Origin of the sequence: Mucilaginibacter sp. (genome assembly GCF_041088075.1) — a bacterium.
GTDB lineage: Bacteria > Bacteroidota > Bacteroidia > Sphingobacteriales > Sphingobacteriaceae > Mucilaginibacter_A.
In genome coordinates, this window is sequence record NZ_JBGCVY010000024.1 from 72,401 (window position 1) to 97,382 (window position 24,982).

The window sequence follows — 24,982 nt, forward strand, 5'->3', positions numbered from 1 at the left end:
CGTCCGGACAAGGTGTAATGGTTCCACAACCTCTATCAGGTATTCATCGTTAAATTCACAATGGCTGTGTTATGGACAAATATAATTGTTTCTTTTAGTTAAACTGGATCATAACAAAAGCCGTATTGGCCCCCATATTTTTCATGTCATTAAAAACCCATCTAAAATCAATGTTCTGATTGACCAGGAATTTCAGGAACACCCGGGTCGTCAAGAATTTGCACTGTAGTAACCGGGCCAAGTGTTTTCCAGTCTTGCATAACCCAAACTACCTTCTTATCCTTGGTCACCTCTACCATCTGCGGTCCCTTACCATTATTGTCGCCTCGAGATGTAAAAATAGTATTGCCATTCGCTAAACGGGTGCAGGTTTGGGGGGCAGTAGCAAACTGATACGCCTCCGGCAGGTCTGTTCGGGTATTGAATTCCCATACCGTTTCCCCTTTTTTATTAACCTCCAGTGTCTTGGAATCGGCCTCATTAGTGATCAACGTATTGCCATTCTTTAACCTAAGAGCCGACCAGGGCTGCTTACATGTGTACCTCCAGATCTCTTTGAAGTCTTTGTCGTATTCCACAACATATCCAAGCCCGAAAACAGAAACGAGATAAGTTCCATCGGCGGTAACACGAGCCCGGCGATATTGCCCATGTATACCGTTAGGGTTCGCGGGTTTTGAATATGGAAGCTCATGCTCAACCTCAACAACTCCGGTTTTGATGTTGACAACCATTAGCTTGGGTGCCAAACCATTCACAACGAACATTACTTTGTCCAGGCCAATCGGCTGGCATGTATGAATTTCAGTATGGGTAAGTCCAGGTTTAGGGTTACAATCATAGCGCCATACAACTTTTTTATCCGGTGTGATTTCTGCCACGTACTCCATTCTTGAAAACAGGATATTGCCATTTGAAAGCATCCATACATCATCGTATTCGTAACTTGTGCCAGTGGAATAGGTCCAAATCACTTTGCCTTTATTGACCAGGAACATTTTGTCGTAGTTTTCCCCCACTAAAAGCATTGGATGCTGCGCCAAACCTTTGCCCGGTAAATCTAAAGGCGTTTCGCCTTTAGTCCAGCTGCCTGCCGGAGCAGGGGTTTCTGCCGGGCCTAATTTCGGAACGCTTGGGGATGTAAAAAGATTAAGTACATCCATACACGGCGTTGTTGTGGATGATATACTGTTAGACTTTACCTTGGTTTTATGTTTCTTTTGTGCAGCGGTAAAATTTGTGAAAACTGTTAATAACAAAATTGTAAGAATCCATTTATTGCTTGTCATGATATTTAATAGGTTTAATGTTCATTTGTTAATTTCGTTTATTTAAACTTACCGTTTCGGCAAAAGGGTATCAGTTGTTGTACTTTCTGCTCGTTGCTCGATTGGGTAATTCCTTTCATCGGTCTTTCAAATTTTTTGGAGTAAAAGCTTTTAGGTTTTTATCAGTCCATCGCCTTAATATTTACTTATTTATAATCGGTCAGGCTATATTACTTTGTTTTTTTTATATTCTTTATATAAGTAAAGATTAAAAACCACGCAATCGTTGCCGAAATTTTGTGTAATCGTTTGCAGGAAAGAAACAGTACATTATAATCCACGAACTGTTCAAGAGGACTAAAAGTATGTACAGTTTGCATAGTTTCTGCAAACTTCAAGGTAATTCGTACAGCTAAGAACCGTTTTTAAAATGAAAGCCTTTAGCAGCCATGTTAAGGGCTTTTTTGTTTGATGCTTCTTTTACCCCCTAAAAATCATTGGATTTTTTTTCAGGAAAACCAACCTGGTCATACTAATTTATGGGTGCTAAAAGAAGCATTGCTGAAATTGATCCCTTCTGAAAAGGTGTTTTTACGTAAAAACACTTTTATCTTTTACGTGTAACTGCGCTTTCAACAACTTTGGGCTTTGTGTTATTTTGGATGCAACAATCAGAAACCGAAACACAAGCCAGTATTTTAAAAAAGTTAATTTGGATTTGACCGTTGATCTAATCTTTCCTTTAAATAAAACTTTAACTTGGACAACAATACTTAACTATTGGCAACTTATTTTTTAATCAATCCAACTTGTTTTAGCGCATTGATTTATGAAAAGTTTTTTTACTTCCGGCGGGGTTTGATGGCCATTTTCATTACCGTTTTGGTAATTGTATTTCTCGGCATAAGCTATCTTTATGTTTATATCCCGGCAAAAGAAAGAAGGATCAGGGAACAAGGTTTTCGGGCGATGCAAAACATTGACCGCAACATTCAGGCAAAAATACAAAACAGTGTTTCGCTTTTAAACAATATACTTTCGGCCTACATCCGCAAAAACAAAACGGACGGAGACATCAAAAACTATATCGAAAACAACGCTTTCGGAAGCTTCAAACTAACACCAATTGTTCCAATTAAAGAAAGTGCTTTTGATAAACTTTTCGGCCCCAACAGTGATCATGGTTATCATATTCAGGAAAACCGATTCTCCAATCAATACCTGTTAAGCTTTTACAAAAAACAGAAGGATAAAAAACAGAATGGTAATAAAGCATTCATGATTAGCATGGAGATGAATGTTGAACAGTTTTTCAAGCCATTGATGCCTGATAATGTGTTGTTTGACGAGTACATTGTATTTGATGAAAAAAAGGTAGTTTACCAAACTTTTCCTTCCGGTTTGAGCGAGGTAGACCCGGATTCTTTAAGAAGCACAAAAAACGGGGTTAAAGGCGCAACCATCCTGAAAAAGGAAATTGGAGGCACGGTTTACCAACTGTTTTTGCAACCGGTTAGTTTTACGCCTGCCAGCAGTAAACTGATTATTGCCGGATTGCTGGCCAACGAAAAATACGAGTACGAAAAGAAACAGTTGCCATCGGGCACCGTGCAGTTCCTGATTATTGTTGCATTGGCAATCATTATTTTGTTTCCGGCAATCAAACTATACTACATGGGCAGCCAAGACCGACTGACGTTTTTTGACGGGATAAGTGCCATAATTATATCAATGCTGCTGATGTCGCTGCTCTTTTTTGTGGTTTTTAAATACAACGTCCAATTCAGGCAGCTTCAAATGGCTGATTCAAAAAATACCATTGCCAAAAAGATCATTTCCGCTTTTCAAAACGAGATAAAGTTAAATTATCAACTTTTGCAGAAGTTGGACACATTGGCACTAAAGAACAATAATTTTCGGACAGATATTGGAAGAATTGGTAAAGAAGACAGTTCTGAAATTGTAGAACCGGAAGACAAGGCAAGATTAAGAAACTCGGTTGACAGCATTTTGAACCAGGAAAAATTTCCTAAAAAAGATTTTAACCAGGTTTACTGGCTCCATCAATCCGGGCAGGAATGGTTTAAGTGGGATTCGCTCAAGTACAACGGGCCGCACGGTAATTTCGGGCAGCGCGGTTATGTAAAAAATATACTGGCAAAAAAAGCATACCTGTTAAATGCAGATACAACAAAACCTTATTATTTAGAACAGATCATCTCCTGGACGACTGGCGCTTTTACCACGGTTATCAGCCGTGAGTCGGTTTTATCCGAACCTAAACGTCCTGTTGTTGCAGCTTTTGCCTTTAACATGAAATGCCTTGACGAAGTTGTTTTGCCCGCCGGTTATACTTTTGCCATCATTGACGGGCGCGGCAAAGTGCTTTATCACGCCAACAAAAACCGAAACCTGAAAGAGAACCTGTTGCAGGAATTTTCTAAGCACAGAGAACTGCAAAGTTGTATCGAAGCACATGCACAAAAGTCGTTTCAAACGGCATATATGGGCAAAGATTATGTGGTAGAAGTGAAACCCATTACCGGCTTGCCTTATTTTATAGCTGTTTTTAGCGATATCAGCTTTATTGATACACGCGATGTTGAGATTTACTGTTTTACGCTGGCCATGTTGTTCGCATTTTTTTGTTTCCTGATGGTAGAAATGGCCGTGGTTTTTTTGGTTTCTTCCCAGGGTTCTTATTTTAAAAAGCAACGGTTTTATATCAATTGGATCGGGCCAAAAGCTTCTTTTCATCAGTACTATGTTTTGTCGTTGGTTTTAAATATTGCAATTGTGCTGCTGCTCAACTTTGCATTTAAAGTTTCCACTTTTGCCGAATTTTTTTTCATGCTTTTGTTTTCGGCCACAGCCGCGCTTGCTTTTTTAATGTGCCTTTTTGCCAACCGTTATCGAAAAGAAAATGAGGAAGTACTTTTCAGGATTAAAAAAAAGACGGTTTGGGTTTTGCTGGCCTTTATCGGGCTGATTAATGTTATGGCTGTTTTTATACTCGATCATACTATAAAATTTATTGCCTTTGAAGTTGTTATCTTGTTGCTGGCCGCGGCACTGTTTGTTTTTTGGGAAAATTGGACCAGTAAAACAGCCGAAGCAAAAGCCCAAAAAGTTAAAAGCCCTTACAGGATGTTTTGGGACTATAAGCACAGCTTTACGCTGATGGTTCTTACCCGGCTTATCATCACCAGCGGAATCCCTGTTGTGCTTTTTTATGTAATGGCTTATAACTATGAACAAAACTTGTTGATCCGTTACCGGCAATATGATTTTGCCAAGAAGTTGATAGAAAAAGAACCACGCAACAGTAAAAGTTATTTAAATGATGTTGAAAATGGCAGCCGGGGTATTTACACGGACAACTCCTGGATCGGTTCGATTTCCAAATCAACAAAAACCGATACCGTCAATACATCCTGTTCCGAAGAAAACTTAACGGTCAGTCTGTTAAAGTCTTTTCACTTCTACCGGGATTCCTCGGCCATCCGGGAAAATCATCTTTACCAATCCGCTGCGGTAGACTCAAGCCTTTTTTATAACCAGTTATACAAAGGCCCTTTAAACGATACCGTTAGCACGAAAACGCTTTTGCAAAACCCTTACGGAAGCGATTACCTGAAAGTAGAATCTAAAAGCTTAAATTATCGTTTGCCTTCCTTGTTCAATCGCGGCGAATTGCCTTTTTGGGTATTGATGCTTTTTTTACTGCTTGTTTTTTATGGTTTGATCTTGAACATCATCGAAAAACTGTTTGCGTTGAATTTGCCTGTTACAGATGTTTGGGGAGCGATAGACAGAGAAGTTTTACTTTGTAAAGATTTGAACAAAATGCTGATGGTGATCGGTTTGCCCGGTTCTAATAAATTAAATTATATCAAGGAAAAAATCAGCAATAAAGAATTGAAACAGGACGATGGCAGCGATTATGTTTACAACCCAAATCAACCCGAAAAAAGCAACGTTTTGCTGCTCGACCTGATCGAAATACCGGACGACATAACAAACCTTGCTTCCGAAGACAACCTCCGTTGGCAAGAAACCGAAAAAGCCGTTTTTTCAAAAGATTATAAACTGGTTCTGATCAACCATTTTGAATACAATATCAAAAATGAAACAACCAACCGTATTAAATTAAATTTGTTGGAAAGGTTGATGGTGATAAACAAATGCAAGATCATCATTTTGTCAACCATTCATCCAACTGCTTTTTTAGATTCGATCAATGCACAGGCAGAACAAGCTTTGGCCAACGCTTCAACAACCGCAACAGGCAAAACATCAATACAAGATTTGGAACGCTGGCATATTTTGCTGGGAAATTACCGGTTGTTGATCCACAAAATCGAACACCATAATTTTGATGATGTTACTGAAGCTAAATCCTGGAAAAAAACTATTTTAAAGGAAATGCAGTACACCCATTTTTTGCACCGTATGCAAAGCGCGGCAATCAAAGCATCGGGCACAATTAGCAACAATCAAACTGCGGGCAGCATTAATTCGCTTGCTTTTAAGCTACAAGTTACGGCGCATTATTTTTACATGTACATCTGGCAATCGCTCACTAAAGAAGAAAAGTTTCTATTGTACGACTTGGCCGAGGATGGTTTGGTAAACAGTTTCGACAGTTATAATTTAAGTATGCTTGTTAATAAAGGCGTTATTATTCGGGATGATACCACTTTAAAATTGTTTAACCGTGGTTTCCGAAACTTTATACTCACGGCAATTGGCAATACCGAAGCCATGAAAATCAAAAACCAGATGGAAGACAATGGCAATTGGCGCAAATTAAAAACGCCGCTTATAGTCGTCATCTTTGCTATTTTGGCTTTCCTGCTTACTTCGCAACAGGAAGCGTATTCCAAACTGATTGCTTATGTAAGCGCATTTGCAGCGGGTATTCCAACCTTGATAAAACTGCTTTCGATGTTTGGCAATAATGGTGCGCAAAAGAGCGGTTAGAAAAGATAGTTTGTGGTCGTATTAAATTTTTTATGAAAGCACAACGGACGCATTTAAACAAAGAAGCACCTGCTTTTTCAAACAGATGCTTCTTTTATGCACATAAAATTAAAATACTTTAGCTGAAAGAAGGATGGTCAATATCCGGGTCTTCGCCTTGTGCGCCTTCGCCGCCAATTTTAGATTTTACGGCATCAACCGCTTTATCTGCTAAATTTGTAATCGCTTCTTTGCCTTGTTGTGCTTTATCGGCCACGGTAGTCCCCAAATCTTGCAACGAACTGCCCAAATTGTTTCTGGTTTCGGTCCCAGCTTCCGGCGCAAACAAAACACCTAATGCGGCGCCTAAAACCAAACCGCCAATTAAAGCAATGGCTACCGATGCAGCATTGTTATTGGAGCAAGCTTCTTTTTCAGCAGCTTGTTTTGCATGTTTAGCATAACTTTTGGCATCTCCTGCATAGTCTTTAGCATGGCTTTTTGCGTAATCTGCATAGTCTTTTGCATGGTCTTTAGCATATTCTTTTGCCTGTTCTGCGTACGCTTTCGTTTTTTTCAACAAATCTTTTTTGATACTCATAGCTTTGTGTTTTTTGTTCTAACAACGGTAACAATTTTAAGTTTAAGGCTTTTTGTACTTTTAAGAAAATGACAAGGATCATTTGTATCTGTTGGAATTTTGTTAAAATTATAGCCAATTACGCTTGCTGCCATTAAAAATTTATCTGATCTTGAACCAAACTTATGATGCCATCTGAAATTCATATTAACCATTTGCCGGGTTTAACATGGCAAACAACAGCATTTGAAAGTTCACTTAACCCTGAAAAGGCTGACATTTGGCGGATTAAGATCACTGATTTTATACCTTATTTAGCAATTTTACAACCATTGCTTTTACCGCAGGAAATAGAAAAAGTTTTTCGATATAAACAGGAAAGCGACCAGCATCGTTCCCTGATTGGCAAAGCAGTTTTACGGATTCTATTAAGCAACTATTTAAATGTTGACCCAAAAGCAGTTCAATTCAAATCTGCCAAAAACAAAAAACCTGAATTAGAAAACAACTTTGGGCGAAACTTGCATTTCAATATTTCTCATTCCGGCAACTGGGTTTTAATTGCAATTGCAGCTACCGAAGTTGGGATTGATGTTGAAGAAATGAATGCTTCTTTTACCTACCAAAATTTGTTGTCGTTCAGTTTCAATCTGCAGGAAATTGATTTTATAGAAAAATCCGATTTGCCGTACCAAACTTTTTACCAGTTGTGGACGCGCAAAGAAAGCCTGCTCAAAGCAACCGGAAAAGGTTTGGTGGACGAACTTTCGCTCGTTCCTTCATTAACCGGTGTTCATCAAAACCCAACCGAAATCATTGGTTCTGCCGAAAGCTGGCAGGTTTTAAGTTTTCCGGTTGATGAAAATTATGTTGGAAGCGTTGCTTTTATGCCGGTAAAAACAGTATTGGCTTTTTTTGATTTTAAACTTTGATCACCAATTGCGCTGTGTTCCTGCTTAATTGTTCCAGCAAAATTGTTTTTCCTGCGGAGAGTTCTTGGAGCAAAGGCGTTTCGTAATGTCGAACCGTCAGCAATTCAACTTCCAAATTGTACCTGAATTTAAAATCCTGTTTCAGTTTTTGCTGCAATTGTTTAAATCGCGCAGCTTCAAAATCAACACAAAAAGTAAAACTTAAAGCGGAATTTTGCATCAAGTTCACTTTAAAATGAAAACCGGCCAGCGTTTTAAAAATTTCGCTTAAATGGTTTTCGGTGATAAAAGCATGGTCTTTGGAAGAAACCGAAACCAAAACCTGGTTTGTTTTGACGATGATTACCGGAACTTTTACCAGAAATTCTTCTGCATTAATCACCGTTCCACTTTCTTTCGGCGTTAAAAAAGGCTTTACAAAAAGCGGAATGCCGGCGTTTTGCAGCGGCTGGATGGTTTTTGGGTGGATGATACTTGCACCGTAATAAGACATTTCTACCGCTTCGGAATAGGGCAATTGCTCAAACTTCAGCACGTTTTCAAACCGTTTCGGGTCGGCATTAAAAACGCCGGCCACATCTTTCCAAATCGTAACCGAAGGCGCGTTCAGGCAGGAAGCAAAAATGGCGGCCGTATAATCAGAACCTTCGCGGCCCAAAGTGGTGGTATAGTTTTCGGAAGTCCCGCCCAAAAAACCTTGCGTAACCAGCACTTCGTTTTGCAGCAATTGCGGAACGGTTTCGCTGATATTTTTTCGGGTCAATTCCCAATCTACAAGTCCTTCCCGGTAAGTATTGTCCGTTTGGATCAATCCGCGTGCATCCAACCAACGACTTTTAACACCAGTTTGGTTTAGGTAAGCCGTTACAATCCGAGAAGAAACCAACTCGCCGATAGAAACAATTTGATCGTAAATAAAATGCGGGTCATCGTGCGGCTCTTCTTCAATCAGCCAGTCAATTTCCACAAACGTGTTTTCAACTTCATCAAAAACCGGGTTTGATGGCGCAAAAAGTTCGGCCATAATTTGATGGTGAAAGGTTTTTATGCCGGTAAAAACAGCATGTACTTCATCTGTTTTGTTGATGTAAGCAGCCGTTAGTTTTTCCAACGCATTCGTAGTTTTGCCCATCGCCGAAACCACGATCAGCAATTCTTCTTTCTGATAATTTTGGACGATTAAAGATAAATTTTTGATCGCTGCCGCATCTTTCACCGATGCGCCGCCAAATTTGAAAACCTGCATACTGTTTTTATCGGTTAAATTTTGGTGTTATCTCGTTTGTCATGCTGAACTTGTTTCAGCATTCCACAAGCAAAGTTTAAAATTTAGTTTTGTCAATTACTTTTCAAGTGAGATCCTGAAACAAGTTCAAGATGACAAATCAAAATCCGAAAACTGCTCTTTAGAAAGCGAAACATTGATCCAACTTGGATCAAAAGAAGCGTTCAGTTTTTTGTAAAAGCCGATGGCCGGTTCGTTCCAATCCAAAACCTGCCAAAGCATCCCGCTGAAACCTTGATGCAATGCTTCTTTTATCAGTGTTTTTATCAGCAACATCCCGATTCCTTTGCCGCGGTAAGCTTCGGTTATGATTAAATCTTCCAAATACATGCGGCAGCCTTTCCAGGTAGAATAACGGATGTAATACAGCGTAAAGCCAACGATAAAACCATCAACTTCGGCCACAAAAGCTTTCCAAACGGGTTTTGTGCCGAAGCCGGCATCTTCAAATTCTTCTAAAGTTACCGTTACTTCTTCGGGTGCTTTTTCAAACAAAGCCAGTTCTTTAATCAATTCAAGTAGGCGCGGACAATCGCTTTTTACAGCTTCTCGTATCAATAAATTCATCTGTGTTAATTGTTTTTCCAATGCGGGATCAAACGTTGCCCGAAAATCAAACTGCCAACCCGGATCATCGTGCTGCCTTCTTCAATCGCAATTTTATAATCGGCCGACATGCCCATCGAAAGTTCTTTAAAAGATTCTTCTTTGCGGAAAAAGCTGGTTTTTATGCCGTCAAAAAAAGTATGCAGTTCGTAAAACTCTTCCTTTAATTGTTTTTCATTATCGGTGTTTGTGGCAATTCCCATCAAACCAACAATTCGCACGTTTTTTAAAGCCGCAAATTCTTCGGAACGCAGCAGTTCAATTGCTTCATCAAAACCTAAACCGAATTTGGTTTCTTCGTCGGCAATATAAATCTGAAGCAAACAATCAATCACGCGTTTGTTTTTTGCGGCCTGTTTATCAATCTCCTGCAACAACTTTAAACTATCAACCGAATGGATCAGGCTGATAAAAGAAGCAATGTATTTTACTTTGTTGGTTTGCAAATGGCCGATCAAATGCCACTCGATATCTTTGGGCAGTTTTTCCTGTTTTTCTACCATTTCCTGCACGTTGTTCTCGCCAAAAACACGCTGCCCAGCGTCATAAGCTTCCTGCAAAACCTCAACCGGTTTGGTTTTCGAAACCGCGATCAGCTTCACATTATCGTCGCCGGTTTCTTTTTTTAAGTTTTTGATGTTATCTGCAATGCTCATTAATCCGTAATTTTGAATGAAATTGTTGCAAAACTACATAATGCGATTTTATAAAATCCTGTTTTCTTTCATCGTGCTGTTTTTAGGTGCCTGTAATAAAGATAACGCGCCCGCTAATTTGATCGGGAAAGAAAAATTTGTTCCGCTGATGGTTGATGTCCATTTGGCCGATGGTTATCTGGGCGCAGGCACACAGATTCCGGACAGTTTAAGTTACCGCGGCAATGGTTTGTACATGGCCATTTTTAAAAGGTACGGCGTGGATTCGGCGCAGTTTAGAAAAAGCTTTCAATATTATTCTTACCATTTGAACGATATGAACGACATCTACAAAGAAGTGGTTGCGCGTTTAAAGGCCAAAAACGATTCGCTTGTGAAATTGCAGGCCGCCGAAGAAATGCGCAAAACCAAATTGCGGATGGATTCTACCGCCAAAACAGCCAAAAAAGACTCGGTTAAAAGAAGCATCAAACAGGATTCGATAAAAAAATCAAAAGCGAAAAAAGTTGCAGCAAGGTAATGCAAAACAGAAAGAATACGGAATGATTTACCCCAAAAATAGCGAAGATAAACTGGGTTTTACCGAGATCAAACAACTGATTAAAGCCAAATGCCTGAGTGTGATGGGCCAGGAAATGGTGGACAAGATCCAGGTGATGAACAACTTCGACCAGATACAGAAGTTTTTACGGCAGACTTCGGAGTTCAAAAACATCCTGACCAACGATACGGCGTTGCCGATCAGCAATTTTCACGACATTAAAACACTGGCAAAAAAAGCACGGGTGGAAGGCACTTTTTTATCGGAAGATGAATTTTTCCAAGTGCAGCAATCGTTGACAACGGTTTTTGCCGTTCTGGCTTATTTTAACGAGCGCGCCGGTTTGTACCCAAATTTGGAAGCTTTGTTTGAACATTTGCCTATCGAAAAAAATATTTTAAAAGCGATAGACCGCGTGCTGGACCCGAAAGGAAAAGTGCGGCCAAATGCTTCGCGCGAGTTGCAGGAAATTACGGCGGGAATTGCGCAGGCCGAACAAGCAGCGCGAAAAACTATCGAACAGATTTTTAAAAATGCAGGCAACAATGGCTGGACGGCAGATGGTTCTTTAACCATTCGCGATGGCCGTTTGTGTATTCCGTTGCTGTCGGAAAATAAACGCAAGTTAAAAGGGTTTATCCACGACGAATCTTCTTCCGGCCAAACGGTTTATGTAGAACCGGAAGAAGTTTTTATGCTGAACAACCGCGTTCGGGATTTGGAATTTGACCGGCGGCGGGAAATCATCAAGATTTTGACCGGACTAACGGATGAACTTCGGCCTTACGTTCCCATTTTGATTTCTTACCACGGCCTGCTCACTAAGTTGGATTTTGTACGGGCAAAAGCTTTGTTTGCTTTGGATATTGAAGCAGAAATGCCAATCCTGGTTTCCGAAATGCGCATTAATTTGATCAATGCCAGCCATCCTTTGCTTCTTTTATCGTACAAAAAAGAGCAAAAAAGCGTGGTTTCGCTCAATATTAAAATTGACGAAACGGATAGGATTATTGTGGTTTCGGGTCCGAATGCCGGCGGAAAATCGGTCTGTATGAAAACCGTCGGTTTGCTGCAACTGATGGTGCAGGCCGGTTTGCTGATTCCTGCTTCGGAACAAAGTGAAATCGGTGTTTTCCGGCAGATTTTTGCAGATATTGGCGATGACCAATCTATCGAAAGCGATTTGAGCACGTACAGCGCGCACCTGTCCAAAATGAAATATTTTGTGGAGATGGCCGACAGCAAAACGTTGATTTTAATTGACGAGTTTGGAACCGGAACCGATCCGCAATTTGGCGGCCCGATTGCAGAAGCAGTTTTAGAATCCCTCAACCAAAAACGGACGAAAGGCGTCATCACCACGCATTATTCCAACTTAAAATTGTTTGCCAGCAACACGCCGGGCTTGGAAAATGCTTCGATGTTGTTTGATAACTTGCAATTACGGCCTTTGTATATTCTGGAGGTTGGCAAACCCGGAAGTTCGTACGCGTTTGAAATTGCGCAGAAAATTGGTTTGCCGCGAAATGTGATTGATGCGGCGAAAAACAAAATCGGCGTAAACCAGAAAAAAGTAGATACGTTGCTGATTGACTTGGAACGCGACAAAAAAGAAGTTTTGGATGCCAAACTGAACCTGCAAAAGCAGGAGCGGAGGGCCAATGTTTTGCTTCGGGAAAATGAAGAATTGAAAAATTACCTGGAAGAAAACAAAAAAGCCTTGCTGCGCGAAGCAAAAATCCAGGCGAAAACAATTATCCAGGATGCCAATAAGTTGGTTGAAAACACGATTGCCGAAATAAAAAGCAGCAACGCCGATAAAGAAACCACGCGAAACCTGCGCGAAAACCTGAACCACGAACTACAGAAAAATACGGTTAAACCTGAAATTGTACCGGTAAAAGAAGCACCCGAAATTGAAGTTGGCGATTGGGTGAAACTGAACGATTCGGAAACGATGGGCCAGGTGATGGAGCTGGCGCGCGACAACGTGATTATTGCCATCGGCGATTTGCGCACGGTTGCCAAGCGAAAAAAAGTGCACAAAGTAAGTAGGAAAGAAGTGCCGAAAGAAATCCGACGTTCTTACAATTCGGCTTTAAATGATACGGCAAGTTTTAGTCCGGAGATTGACGTACGCGGCAAACGCGGCGAAGAAACGTTGTACGAAATCGAAAAATATTTAGACCGCGCGATTATGATGGGCGTGGGATCTTTAAAAATCATCCACGGAAAAGGCGACGGTATTTTGCGGAAACTGATCCGCGATTACCTGAAAAAATACAGCGAAGTAAGCCACGTGGAAGACGAACACGCCGACCGCGGCGGCGACGGAATTACTTATGTTTATTTGAAATAAAAATTTCAAAGTTTCACAAGCAATGCTTCTTTTACCACCCTAAATTTGGTGTGGTAAAAGAAGCATTTATAATTTAAATCTTTTTACAATTATCTTTTCATTAAAAACCTAAAATAGCAAACAGCCGTATCTTGGAAAAAACTTTTGATTGATTGCGATTTTTACAATTTGGAAAAGCTGTTGTAATTTGTATATTCGTAAAATATTATATTTGTCAATACACAGAAAATCAAGGACATAAATTTTATAATTGTATTTTTCAGTTAAGCATTCTTCATGCAAATCTTAATTTTCAGTACAGTTTTTTATCCTTTGCGTGGCGGTATTGAAAACCTCACACTAAATCTTTGTACAGAATTTATTGAAAAAGGCCACCAGGTTAAAGTGATTACTTACCAAAAGCAAAGCAAGCCCATACAAAATATTGAGGTTTATTATGCACCGGGAATTTTAAAAACTTGGCAATTATTTTTGTGGTGCAACGTGTATTACATGCCTAATATTTCTTTAAAAGGTGTTTGGCCGATGCTCATTAATCCGCGTAAAAAATGGGTTATTTCTTTTAATGATTTCTCGCTTACCCATCAAAAAGATCCTTTTTCGCTTTTTAAATTGTTTTTGATCAAATTGACTTCGGCCAATATTGCAGTCAGTAAAAGTGTGGCTAAATCTTTAGGCACCCCTTCAAAAGTGATTTACAATTGTTACAACGATGCTGTTTTTAAGGTAGAAAGTACCGCAGAAAGAACGCTTGATTTTGTTTTTGTCGGCCGCTTGGTTTCTCAAAAAGGATGTGATGTGTTGATAAAAGCTTGCGCTGGTTTGCCTAAACCTTTTACATTAACGATTATCGGCGACGGATTGGAAATGGAAGCTATGAAAGCCTTGGTAAATCAATTGAACCTTTCAGTGCAAATTACTTTTACCGGGACGTTGCAGAGTGTACAGATTGCAGCTGTATTGAACCAGCACAAAACATTGGTGATCCCATCACGAGGAAAAGAAGGTTTTGGCATTGTCGCTTTGGAAGGTTTGGCTTGCAATTGCCGCGTTATTGCAGCAAGTGCCGGCGGTTTAACAGAAGCCGTTGGCCAATTTGGACGAATGTTTAAACCAGGCGATGTGCAACAATTAAACCTGTTGCTAAAAGAAGCATTATTAAACATCAATCAGCCAAATTACAGCCAGGAAGAATTAGCCAAGTATTTAAGCCATTACAAAACAGCAGTGGTTGCTCAACAATATCTATCCGTTTTTGAGTAAATCTAATATAATTCGATACCCGCAATTTCCCCAAATTGTGGAATTAAACCCATCCTAAAAAGTTCTATTTCCCCCAAAATCCCCTATAACATTCATTTGCTGATTTTTCAAAAATAATACAGGCTGTTTTACCTTAATTTTTCTTATTGCAGTAATAACTTGTAGTTTTTCTTTTGATATAAGTTTTTCTTTTTCTAAGAAAGCAGCTGTTCTTGAAAGGATAGCAATTGTATTTCTTTTTCCTTTTATAAAAATGAATCTTGCATTTTTAATCATGCTTCTTTTATAGGTGCTTTTTGTAGAGGCCTGTTCCCAAGTTTGTGTTTCGGTTGGCATTTTTATTGGCTAAGCGTAATCGAATCATACTACAAAAAATTTAAGAAACAATCATCATGAAAATCTTGATCTTTAGCACTGTCTTTTATCCTTTACGTGGCGGCATCGAAAACCTGACATTGAATTTGACTCAGGAATTTATTGAAAAAGGCCACGAGGTTAAAGTAATTGCACAACAAAAACAGCGTGCATATTTGGAAGGTATTGATGTTTACTACGAAGCAAATGCGTTAGAAATAGCGAAATTGTTTGCCTGGTGCGATGTCTATTATATGCCAAACATCTCGCTAAAAGGCATCTGGCCACTTTTAATGAATCCGCGTAAAAATTGGGTTATTTCTCAAAATGATTTTTCGTTAACCAACAAAACCAATTTTCTTTCACTTTTAAAATTGTTGATGATTAAATTTTCCACAAAAAATATTGCTGTTAGTAAAAGTATTGCCGATTCGTTGCGTACAAAATCAGAAGTGGTTTACAATTGTTATGACAATGCTGTTTTTAAACATATAAATCTGGTGGAAAGAACACATGATTTTGTTTTTGTTGGGCGGTTGGTTACACAAAAAGGTTGTGATACATTGATCAAAGCTTGCCGCAATTTGCCTAAACCTTTTAAAGTAACTATCGTTGGCGATGGGCCGGAATTGGAGAATTTGAAAACCCTGACTGCAAGTTTGAATTTAACCAAACAAATTGCCTTTGTTGGAACCAAAAGCAGCGAAGAAATTGTAGAAATATTAAACAGACATAAAACGATGGTTATCCCATCCAACGGAAAAGAAGGTTTTGGAATTGTGGCTTTAGAAGGCCTGGCTTGCGGCTGTCGGGTTATTGCAGCAAATGCAGGCGGTTTATCAGAAGCTGTTGGCAGCTTTGGCAGGTTGTTTCAATCAGAAAATGTATTGCAATTAAACCAGTTGCTAAAAGAAGCATTGCTAAATACAAACCAACCCAATCACAGCCAGGAAGAACTAAAAGAATATTTAAGTAATTTTGACAAGCAGGCTGTTGCAAAAAAATATTTATCTATTTTTGATAAAGCAGCGTAAAAGCAAGAAAAGTTATTTTAATTTAGACTTAGCCCTTTTCCATTTGTATCAGCAAAACTCTTTCAACGGAACAGATCTTCCTGCAAAAACCCTCTGCCTCACTTTTGATGACGGGCCAGGAAGCCACACCCTTGCCATTGCCCGTTTTTTATTTGAACACCATATCCAGGCAACATTTTTTGTGGTAGGAAAATATGCATTCTATCACCCGGAAATTTTGAAAGAACTGAAGGAAATGGGCCATTTGATTGGAAACCATACTTATGAACACCCCGACTTGCCTTATTATGTTTCGGTCAATGGTGACATCATTGACCAGGTTTTAAGGACAGACGCCGTTATCAAACCTTTTGTAGATAGTGATCGGGTTTACTTTAGGGCACCGTATGGAAAATGGTCGGCAGAAGTAGCACAGGAACTAAACCAAAGTATTTTAACGGCAAGCCATATCGGCCCGGTTTATTGGGAAATTGCCGGGATTGATTGTTATTACTGGCAAAACAATTGGCCGGTAAAAGATGCGGCAGACCGTTATTTGTCTGATATTGAACATAATGAACAGCGCGGCATTGTGGTTTTTCATGATGAAATTGCGGATATGGATGTGGTAAAACCGCACAACAAAACATTGGATCTGCTGAAAATCCTAATCCCGCAGTTGCTGGGGCAAGGTTACGAATTTGTACGTTTGGATGAAATTGTGCCGATAAAAACAGCATCGTTGCAAGAACCAAAATTTACGCTGCGCATCGGTAAAGAAAAATATGTTTGCCTTAACAATAAGACTGATTTATTTGCCAACGGAAAGCCTGGCAACCCGCATAATTTGTTTACATTAAAAGATTTAGGTTATGGCAAATTTGCTTTTCGGGCAGCAAATAATTTTTATCTAAGTTCTGCCGAAAACGAAATTAAAGCAAAGCATTTCGAAATTAACGAAACTGAAAAGTTTGATATAATCCCGGTTGATAAAAACAGTATCATGCTGCGTTGTTATGATGGAAGTTATCTTACTTTAGAAAAAGGAAAACTTACCCGAAATGCTCCTTTTATGCGGCAGGCAGCAATTTTTAGTTATGCAAATCACAATTTTACAATAAATAATAACATCTCCCGGAAACAAAAACTTTTGCTGTTTAAAAAACAATTGTTATTTATAAAATCCAAGTTGCAGCAAAAACTTAACTTTTAAACTTGAGGTACTTTTTCCACATTGCTTATCTTGGAACCAATTACAGCGGCTGGCAAAAACATGCCGGCACAACAACAGTGCAGCAAGTACTGGAAGACAAGTTAGCGCAGGTTTTAAAAATACCAATTTCGATAAATGGTTGCGGCCGTACCGATGCAGGCGTGCATGCAAGCCAGTTCTTTTTTCATGCTGATTTAGCTATAATTGATGTTGAAGAATTGCTTTTCCGTCTAAACAAAGCCCTGCCTGCCGATATTGCTATTTTTAATATCATCCAAGTGGAGGCAAAGCAACATGCCCGTTTTGATGCTTATCTACGGACTTACAATTACCATATCCATACTTATAAAAACCCTTTTATAAGCAGCACAAGCTCTTTTTACCAGTTAAAAAATCTCAACTTAGAACAAATGGACAAAACTTTGCAGTTGTTGCTTGTGCACCAGGATTACCGTGCTTTTTGTACAACTCCTGCAAAATACGAACATACCATTTGCAATATAAGTTCGGTAAGTTTAATTGTTGATGACGATGAAAAACATATCCGTATCCAAGTTTCGGCCAACCGTTTTTTAAGTAAAATGATCAGGATAATTGTAGGAAAACTACTCAAGATCGGAACCGGAAAAATGAGCGTTGATGAATTTGAACATCACCTCATCAGCAAAGAAACACCTGCAATTTTAGATTTGGCTTATCCGCAAGGTTTGCATCTTTCTAAAGTTGCTTATCCTTTTTTAGATTTACCTAATCAAGGTTTTGAGGCGAAAGGTTGAAAGGTAAAAGGTTGTGAGGTGTAAGGCAAAAGGTTGAGGTTGGCACCAACTTTTATGCCATAAAAGAAGCATCAACTTATATCCAAGTTAAATCAAACTTTGAATACAATTTCTTTTACCGTTACATCCAATTCTGAAGCGCTTTGCTTTAACATTGCAACAATGGCGTTGTTGGCCGATGTTTCTTCTGTGGTTTCCAGCATTTCTACCAAACCAATGATATTTGCCAGCGGCCGCCGTACCATATGTGATTGACTGTAAGCAATTTCTTCCAGTGTTTTTTCTTTGGAAGAGATGATATAGCTGGCTTCGGATAAACTGTTGTTCAGATTTTCTACGGCCAATTTTTGCTGCATCACATGTTCGTGTACGTTGGTGCATGATCCAAACCACATTTCAATTTGATCATTGGGATTTTTATACGGAACGGCACGAATCAAAAACCATTCGAAATTGCCCGAATGCTTTTTAAGCAAAACTTCCGCTTCAAATTTCTCTCCGTTTTTTACAGCTTCAACCCAAAGTTTAAATATTTCTTTCCGATGTTGCGGATGAAACAATTGTATCAAAGCAGATTTTTTCGAACTTACATTTGCATGTTTAAAATATTCAAAGAAACGCTCGTTCATAAAATTGATGTTCCCGTTGGCCAAGGCAGTCCAGATAATTTCGGGGATAATGTTGGAAAGCGATTCAAAACGTTTCCGTTCTTCTTCTGCCAATTGTTTCGACCTTAAAAGCTCGGATTCATATTTTTTACGGTCTGTAATTTTAAGGACAGTTGCATGTATGGCTATCGTTTTTCCATCGTCTCCTTTGATGATTATAGCGTTGACCAAACTTGGAAAAGCGGTGTCGTTTTTTAAATCAATATCAAAGTTAATTTCATTGATAAAACCTTGGCGGTTAAGCAAAGGCAAAGCAACCATTTGGTAATAAAGCTTGCCGCCAACACTTAAAATATCATGGAACTTCTTTTGCCCAACAATTTCTTCACAACTTAATCCAATCCAATTTAACAAAGTTTTATTAACGCGAAAAATGTTTCCGTCAGGAGAAAAAGACACAATTCCGCAAGGCGAATTTTCATACAAAAATTCTGTACTTGTTAATAAATCCTGCTGGTTTGGATGTAATGGCTCCACTACTTTATTACTAAAACTTTCAATTTTGGATATAATCTTTTATGGCTTTGATTACTTTTTCCGGCGAACTTAGATGCGGACAATGGCCACTTGTATATAATTCTAAGTAAGTGTTTCCGGGCGTATTTTTTTGAATGTATTGTCCGGCTGTTTCCGGCGCCATCACATCATCCATACATTGCAAAGTTAAACTTGGGACAGTTAAAAAAGGTAGTTTTGCGCGATGGTCGGAAAGCAAAGTTACGCGTGCAAAATTTTGAGAAACGGCCGGGTCAACTGCACAAAAACTATCGGTCAGCTCGTTTTGTTTTTCTATTGTGTTTTTTTCGCCCATAATTGCAGGTGCCATCATTTGAGAAAAACCTAAATAATTATGGTCCAACATTTCAAACAACGCATCCAAATCACTTCTTTCCAACCCGCCGATATAATCGCCATCGTTTAAATAGCGTGCAGACGGGCCAAGAAAAACCAATTTTTCAAAATACTCCGGTTTTTCCAACGCTGCCAGCAACCCGATCATACTGCTTACAGAATGGCCAACATAAATAACCTGGTTCAGTTGCAAAGCTTTACAAATGTCTAACACATCTTGTGCAAAGCCTCTTAAAGAATTGTACAGTTCGGGCTTATAAGCGGAATGATCAGAATTTCCTGTTCCGACATAATCAAAAAGAATAACTTTGTAATCATCGGTAAAAGCATCAAAAACATATCGCCAGGCGGTTTGGTCGCCCCCGAAACCATGGGCAAATAAAATAACCTTTTCGCCGTTTCCAAAGATTTTTACATTGTTCCTTTTTATAATATCGGTCATTTGGCTTTTATGGTTTTGGGCTTTTTATACGTTTAGGTTTTTGTAAAGGTTCAATATCGTTGCACACTTAATCAATTGTTTGCGTTCATCCCGGCTTGTTTTTCAATGCTTCTTTTATGCCATAAAAATTAGGCTTTTTTGTTTTTGGCTAAAGCCGTTTTTGTTCTTCCTTTGTCCACGGCCTGAAGGCTCGTGGCAATTAATCAAACCAGCACACACCAATTTTTAGGTGATAAAAGAAGCATCAAAAAGCGGAAGCCTGAAGCAGCAAATTATCAGTAAAGCAGTTTGAAAAATATGGCGCATAAAAAAAGCCGATAAAAAAATATCAGCTTTTAAAATCCAATCCTGCAAAAAACAACTGCTTATTCGGCAATGATCTTTGTTTCTACATTTCCGCGTGTTGCTTTTGAGTACGGGCAACCTTTGTGCGCCGCATCGGCCAGCTTTTGCGCTTTTTCCAAGTCAACGCCTGGAATATGAACATGCAGTTCGGCCGACAAAACATAAGAAGCGGCACTTTCCTGGTTAAAACTAACGTGTACATCTACCGTTGCTTCGCTTACGTCCACATTATCTCGTTTTCCCACAGAACCCAAAGCGCCCAAATAGCAGCTTCCCCAGGCAGCGGCAAAAAGCAGTTCGGGGTTGGCGTAACCTGCTTCGCCGCCCATTTCTGCCGGCATTTTCAATTGTAAATCAATCACACCATCGGCTGATTTTACGGTGCCTTCGCGGCCACCTTTTGCTGTAACTACAGCAGTATATAATGTTTCCATTTTCTATGTATTTGCCCAACTAACGCTATGTTTAAAACTTTTGTTTGATTTGAGCGAAACTAAATACTAAAATAATTAGTATATTAGCGGTATGAACGATGAACGGATCAGGGAAAAGCTTTCCATTTTAGCAGACGCGGCCAAGTACGATGTTTCCTGCGCCTCGAGTGGCAGCAAGCGCAAAAACCACAATAAAGGTTTGGGCGATGCCAGCAACGGCATTTGCCACACTTATACCGAGGACGGAAGGTGCGTTTCGCTGCTGAAAATTTTGCTCACCAACCATTGCATTTTTGATTGCGCTTATTGTGTTTCGCGTAAAAGCAACGACATCAAACGTGCTGCTTTTACCGTGCAGGAAGTGGTGGATTTGACGATGAACTTTTACCGGCGCAATTACATCGAAGGTTTGTTTTTGAGTTCCGGGATTTTTAAAGATGCCGACTTTACGATGGAAAGGCTGGTGCGTATCGCCAAAAAACTGCGCACGGAACATAAGTTTAACGGCTACATCCATCTCAAATCTATTCCCGGCGCAAGCGATGAACTGATGCGCGAAGCCGGATTGTACGCCGATCGTTTGAGCGTAAACCTGGAACTGCCAACGGAAGCCGGATTAAAATTGCTGGCACCGGACAAAAACCAAAAGGACATGATCAAGCCGATGAATTTCATCAAAAACGAGATCATCCTTCGCCAGGAAGAAAAAACACTGTTTAAAAAAGCACCGCTGTTTGCGCCGGCCGGACAAAGTACGCAAATGGTGATTGGCGCCACGCCGGAAAACGACCGGCAGATTTTGTACACGGCCAATCATTTTTACAATTCCTTCAACTTAAAACGGGTTTATTATTCGGGCTACGTGCCGGTGAGCAACGATAACCGGCTGCCGGGTTTAAGTTCGGCCGTGCCGATGGTGCGCGAAAACCGTTTGTACCAGGCCGATTGGCTGATGCGTTTTTACGGTTTTAACGTGCGTGAAATTGTGGACCAAAACAACCCGCATTTGGATTTGGATATTGATCCGAAATTGAGTTGGGCGATCCGAAACTTGCAGCATTTTCCTATTGATATTAATAAAGCCGATTTGCAATTGATTGTTCGCGTGCCGGGGATTGGTGTAGAATCGGCCAAAAAAATTGTAAGCGGGCGCAAGTTTGGCAAACTCAATTGGGAACATTTAAAAGCGATGGGCATCGCCGTAAACCGCGCCCGATATTTTATTGTTTGCAACAGTCAGGATTTTGAGCGGCGCGAACTTTCGGGCACCAAGATCAAACAATTTATTTTGGCCGAATCGCAAAGCAAATACCTCAAACAAAAACCCAACCAGCTCAGCCTTTTTTGATATGATCACTTTAATTTACGACGGCACTTTTGAAGGTTTGCTCACCGCGGTTTTCGAAATTTACGAACACAAATTGACCGAAGTAAGCATTTGCCCCGAGCATTTGCTCCAACCCAATTTTTTTGATGCTAAAAGAAGCATTGTGTCCGATACGGTAAAAGCTAACCGCGTTTTAAAAGGCTTGCACCAGCGTTTGGCGGCGGGCGGCGTGCAGCGTTTGTATGCCGCGCATTTGTCGGAAATTGCCGGCGAGGAAGACAATTTGCTCGGTTTTATCCGCTACGCTTTTAGCACGAACGAAACCATTGAACAGGATTTCGGCAACAAATACGTGATGCGGCTTTCGTATGTGTTGAAACTGGTGCGCCGCGAAAAGCACCGGATGGAAGCGTTTGTGCGTTTCCAGAAAATGGCCGACGGTATTTTTTATGCTTCCATCGAACCTGATTTTAATGTTTTGCCGCTGATCTTACAGCATTTTAAACGCCGTTATGCCGATCAGAAATGGATTATTTACGACATCAAACGCGCGTACGGCATTTATTACGATTTGCAGGATGCTGTTTTTATACAGTTAAATTTTGCATCCAGCAAGCAGGATGGGAAAACCCTCATTTCCTCGTATTCCGAAGATGAAACCTTGTACCAGGCGTTGTGGAAAGATTATTTTAAACACGTGAATATCCCGGCACGGAAAAACACCAAACTGCATTTGCAGCACGTGCCGAAACGGTATTGGAAACATTTGACGGAGAAGATTTAGGGGGAATGGTTGTAGGTTGTAAGTTTTAGGGGGATAAAAGAAGCATTAAAAGTATTGGATTGCAAGAAACTGTTTAAGTTTGATTTCAGGAATATATGATGGAAGAAATTCATTGCCGTTGACTTCAGTCAACGGTTGCATAAATTAGAAAGCAGGCTTTAGCCAAAAACTGATTATCTTGATTCGGCTAAAGCCTTTAACGTCCGCTATTGTTCCGTTGGCTAAAGCCAACGGCAATGAAAATATAAATTCAATTCGTTTTTAAACAGTTTCTGAGTGAGTTTTATACCGATAAAAGAAGCATCAGCTTAAAATCACATTTGTAACTTTAGCAATATCCAAACTGATCTTGGAAATAAAACGAAGCTGGTCGTCCAAAAAAGCAATGTCAATTTGTGCCGAATCATAATCCGGTTTTTGGTTTGGGTTTTCAACTTTTGCGGCAATCGTTTCTGCGGAAGAAGCATTTGTTGCAGGTTCTAATTTTTTGACCGTTTCCTGTAAAATCGTTTGCGCGTGGCATACCGCTTTAAATTGTGCCGGTAATGTGATACTGTTTTTATCGGGCAAATTTGCGGCAATGGCTGCAATGGCCGATGAAAGTATATGGTTAAAAACCACAAACTTGTGCAAGTCTTTGGCGTGTTTTTGTTTGCTTTTCGGTTCCGAGATCATCCTTTCAAAAGCCGCGGCGAGATTGCCCGATTGTACGTAAACCTCTTTCCGCGCCAGCTTGTATTCGACCAGGTTTAACGGCGAACCATTAAAACCATTGGCAACGGTTTTCAAATAATTCAAATTGCTGATCAAAACCTTGCCCAACGTTTCGTTCAACTGGTCGGATTCCCAATTGGGGAAAATTACAAATACAGAACTGATGGCCAGTGCCGAACCGATTAAAGTATCCAAAATTCGTTCTTCAGCGGTTTTAACCAGTTCGACGCCCAAAAAATTAAAGGCAATCAACACATATGGCGTCATAAAAATCACGCTGACGATGTAATTCAAACGCAAAAAACTGTAGGTCAACAGCATCAAAAACAGCATAATAATAAATTGTGCGGTTTTGTCGGGGATCAAAAACAAAATAAAAACACCGATTGCGCCGCCAACGATAGTGCCGGTCAGCCTTTCAAAATTGCGCTGCCGGGTAAAGCTGAAACCAGGTTTCAGGATCACGATGATGGTGAGCAAAATCCAATAACTGTGGTGGCCGGTCGCTACTGTTTTTGCCAGGATAAAACCGATACCGCAAACCAATGCCACGCGCAAGGCATGTTTAAAAGTAGCCGAATTAAAGGATAGGTTTTCCAGAAACACGCGCGGCGAATAATCCTGATGGGTAACAAAGCGGGAAAACTCCAGGTTTTGTGCGGGCTTAATCGCCGTTTTTGGATTGAATTGTGTGTAGCCGGCCAGATCAAAAAAACGCTGGATGATGTTACGCATGTTCACCAAAATCTTTTTTAAAACCAAAACACTTTGTTCCGGGTTGGCCAAAACGATCTCATCAATATGAACTTTCAATTGTTCCAATTCCACGTTCAAATCACCGGCAGGTTTGTATTTTTTGTTGGATTGAACGGCAAAACCAACACGGTCCAGCTCATCCGCCATGTGATGTACCAGCTTGGAAACTTCCTCCAAAACACCATAAGGCTGGTACGTTTTCCGCAAACTTTCGTAGTTGTAGTGCGTGTAAGTAATATGGTCGAAAAGGTCAACCAGATCAACAAACGTCAGCAGCAGGATTCGGCTGGTTGGGGTTGATTCTTTAACAATGGCCCGCGTTTTAAACAATAGTTCGCGAACCGCATCCTGGTGCTGGCTTACCGAAATTTGCTGTGAAACCAGGTTTTTATAGTTTTCGTCGATGTTGGTTTTCTCTGCATAAAAATCAGCCTTCACCCTTAAATATTGGGCCACTTCGCCGATACATTCGCCCAAAGCCTGTTGAGCGGCGCGGTATGGCCTGATCTGGAAAAACGTTAAACTTAAAATGGTGTACCAAATTCCGCCGGCCAAAAGCAGTAAGCTGTATTGGAAGACCTGTTGCGGCGCCATACGTTTTTCGATCATAAAAATCATGATCAGCAGGGCGCAAGTACCGATAGAAGAAGCGCGGTTGCCATAAACCGCAAACATGGAAAAGAAAAAGGCAAACAACACAATTTCGGCAAACAGCAAATAAAGGTTTGGCTGGATAAAACCGGTAATCAGCGAAACCAGCAAAATCAACCCGCAGCAAACGAGCATACTGTTGCGCTTGTAAATAACCGGGCCGGGCGCATCAACCACACTTACACACAATGCGCCCAAAGC

At 40.1% G+C, this 24,982-nt stretch carries 20 protein-coding genes; 10 read left to right on the plus strand and 10 right to left on the minus strand.

The genetic code is table 11. The features are described 5' to 3' along the window. Nucleotides 1-167 precede the first annotated feature (167 nt). Nucleotides 168-1,289 (minus strand): hypothetical protein, encoded by a 1,122-nt coding sequence (locus V5804_RS05080; protein ID WP_369590294.1) that lies wholly within the window; start codon nucleotides 1,287-1,289, stop codon nucleotides 168-170. An 840-nt stretch (nucleotides 1,290-2,129) separates the two neighbouring features. On the opposite strand from V5804_RS05080, the gene V5804_RS05085 reads away from it, so the two are divergent. Further along, nucleotides 2,130-6,251 (plus strand): cache domain-containing protein, encoded by a 4,122-nt coding sequence (locus V5804_RS05085; RefSeq protein WP_369590295.1) that lies wholly within the window; start codon nucleotides 2,130-2,132, stop codon nucleotides 6,249-6,251. A 118-nt stretch (nucleotides 6,252-6,369) separates the two neighbouring features. On the opposite strand, the gene V5804_RS05090 is transcribed toward V5804_RS05085, so the two are convergent. Next, on the minus strand, nucleotides 6,370-6,831 hold the full coding sequence (locus V5804_RS05090; protein ID WP_369590296.1) for a YtxH domain-containing protein: 462 nt from the start codon (nucleotides 6,829-6,831) through the stop codon (nucleotides 6,370-6,372). A gap of 164 nt (nucleotides 6,832-6,995) precedes the next feature. Between V5804_RS05090 and V5804_RS05095 the strand changes: the two genes are divergently transcribed. After that, on the plus strand, nucleotides 6,996-7,742 hold the full coding sequence (locus V5804_RS05095; protein WP_369590297.1) for a 4'-phosphopantetheinyl transferase superfamily protein: 747 nt from the start codon (nucleotides 6,996-6,998) through the stop codon (nucleotides 7,740-7,742). On the opposite strand, the gene V5804_RS05100 is transcribed toward V5804_RS05095, so the two are convergent. The 3 genes from V5804_RS05100 to V5804_RS05110 all read right to left on the minus strand — a co-directional run bounded on the left by V5804_RS05100 (nucleotide 7,732) and on the right by V5804_RS05110 (nucleotide 10,289). Beyond that, nucleotides 7,732-8,988: an aspartate kinase gene (locus V5804_RS05100; protein WP_369590298.1), complete on the minus strand. Its 1,257-nt coding sequence runs from the start codon at nucleotides 8,986-8,988 to the stop codon at nucleotides 7,732-7,734. The two genes, V5804_RS05095 and V5804_RS05100, sit on opposite strands and share 11 nt — an antisense overlap. 126 nt (nucleotides 8,989-9,114) lie before the next feature. After that, nucleotides 9,115-9,594 carry an N-acetyltransferase family protein gene (locus V5804_RS05105; RefSeq protein ID WP_369590299.1) on the minus strand — a complete coding sequence of 160 codons (480 nt, stop codon included), beginning with the start codon at nucleotides 9,592-9,594 and terminating at the stop codon, nucleotides 9,115-9,117. A 5-nt stretch (nucleotides 9,595-9,599) separates the two neighbouring features. Beyond that, nucleotides 9,600-10,289 (minus strand): YggS family pyridoxal phosphate-dependent enzyme, encoded by a 690-nt coding sequence (locus tag V5804_RS05110; RefSeq protein WP_369590300.1) that lies wholly within the window; start codon nucleotides 10,287-10,289, stop codon nucleotides 9,600-9,602. Between the two features lie 40 nt (nucleotides 10,290-10,329). Here V5804_RS05110 and V5804_RS05115 point away from each other — a divergent pair, with 40 nt between their 5' ends. From V5804_RS05115 to V5804_RS05125, 3 genes are all read left to right on the plus strand, one after another. Then, entirely contained in the window at nucleotides 10,330-10,809 is a 480-nt protein-coding gene (locus tag V5804_RS05115) for a DUF4296 domain-containing protein (protein ID WP_369590301.1), read from the plus strand. A 22-nt stretch (nucleotides 10,810-10,831) separates the two neighbouring features. Then, nucleotides 10,832-13,189: an endonuclease MutS2 gene (locus V5804_RS05120; protein WP_369590302.1), complete on the plus strand. Its 2,358-nt coding sequence runs from the start codon at nucleotides 10,832-10,834 to the stop codon at nucleotides 13,187-13,189. 276 nt (nucleotides 13,190-13,465) lie between these two features. Further along, the gene (locus V5804_RS05125) at nucleotides 13,466-14,452 is read left to right on the plus strand and encodes a glycosyltransferase family 4 protein (protein WP_369590303.1); all 987 of its coding nucleotides are present in this window, start codon (nucleotides 13,466-13,468) and stop codon (nucleotides 14,450-14,452) included. 54 nt (nucleotides 14,453-14,506) lie between these two features. Here V5804_RS05125 and V5804_RS05130 read toward each other — a convergent pair whose 3' ends face one another. After that, a complete protein-coding gene (locus V5804_RS05130; protein ID WP_369590304.1) occupies nucleotides 14,507-14,788 on the minus strand; it encodes a hypothetical protein in 282 nt (93 codons plus the stop codon). 56 nt (nucleotides 14,789-14,844) lie between these two features. Between V5804_RS05130 and V5804_RS05135 the strand changes: the two genes are divergently transcribed. The 3 genes from V5804_RS05135 to truA are packed head-to-tail and all read left to right on the plus strand — an operon-like array spanning nucleotide 14,845 to nucleotide 17,808. Further along, nucleotides 14,845-15,840, plus strand: a complete 996-nt coding sequence (locus V5804_RS05135) for a glycosyltransferase family 4 protein (protein WP_369590305.1) — start codon at nucleotides 14,845-14,847, stop codon at nucleotides 15,838-15,840. Further along, nucleotides 15,824-17,032 carry a polysaccharide deacetylase family protein gene (locus V5804_RS05140; RefSeq protein ID WP_369590306.1) on the plus strand — a complete coding sequence of 403 codons (1,209 nt, stop codon included), beginning with the start codon at nucleotides 15,824-15,826 and terminating at the stop codon, nucleotides 17,030-17,032. The genes V5804_RS05135 and V5804_RS05140 overlap by 17 nt, the downstream gene beginning before the upstream one ends. A gap of 2 nt (nucleotides 17,033-17,034) precedes the next feature. Continuing rightward, nucleotides 17,035-17,808 carry a tRNA pseudouridine(38-40) synthase TruA gene (gene truA / locus V5804_RS05145; RefSeq protein WP_369590307.1) on the plus strand — a complete coding sequence of 258 codons (774 nt, stop codon included), beginning with the start codon at nucleotides 17,035-17,037 and terminating at the stop codon, nucleotides 17,806-17,808. A 92-nt stretch (nucleotides 17,809-17,900) separates the two neighbouring features. Here truA and V5804_RS05150 read toward each other — a convergent pair whose 3' ends face one another. The 3 genes from V5804_RS05150 to V5804_RS05160 all read right to left on the minus strand — a co-directional run bounded on the left by V5804_RS05150 (nucleotide 17,901) and on the right by V5804_RS05160 (nucleotide 20,549). Then, complete coding sequence (locus V5804_RS05150) at nucleotides 17,901-18,953, minus strand: PAS domain-containing protein (RefSeq protein ID WP_369590308.1); 1,053 nt, start codon at nucleotides 18,951-18,953, stop codon at nucleotides 17,901-17,903. 19 nt (nucleotides 18,954-18,972) lie between these two features. Beyond that, the gene (locus V5804_RS05155; RefSeq protein ID WP_369590309.1) at nucleotides 18,973-19,770 is read right to left on the minus strand and encodes an alpha/beta fold hydrolase; all 798 of its coding nucleotides are present in this window, start codon (nucleotides 19,768-19,770) and stop codon (nucleotides 18,973-18,975) included. A 365-nt stretch (nucleotides 19,771-20,135) separates the two neighbouring features. Continuing rightward, on the minus strand, nucleotides 20,136-20,549 hold the full coding sequence (locus V5804_RS05160) for an organic hydroperoxide resistance protein (RefSeq protein WP_369590310.1): 414 nt from the start codon (nucleotides 20,547-20,549) through the stop codon (nucleotides 20,136-20,138). Between the two features lie 91 nt (nucleotides 20,550-20,640). Between V5804_RS05160 and V5804_RS05165 the strand changes: the two genes are divergently transcribed. After that, nucleotides 20,641-21,897 carry a putative DNA modification/repair radical SAM protein gene (locus tag V5804_RS05165; protein WP_369590311.1) on the plus strand — a complete coding sequence of 419 codons (1,257 nt, stop codon included), beginning with the start codon at nucleotides 20,641-20,643 and terminating at the stop codon, nucleotides 21,895-21,897. A gap of 1 nt (nucleotide 21,898) precedes the next feature. After that, complete coding sequence (locus V5804_RS05170; protein WP_369590312.1) at nucleotides 21,899-22,660, plus strand: TIGR03915 family putative DNA repair protein; 762 nt, start codon at nucleotides 21,899-21,901, stop codon at nucleotides 22,658-22,660. Nucleotides 22,661-22,963: 303 nt separating this feature from the next. Here the strand turns inward: V5804_RS05170 and V5804_RS05175 are convergent. Then, nucleotides 22,964-24,982: FUSC family membrane protein (locus tag V5804_RS05175; RefSeq protein ID WP_369590313.1), on the minus strand; the 2,019-nt coding region annotated here is incomplete at its 5' end.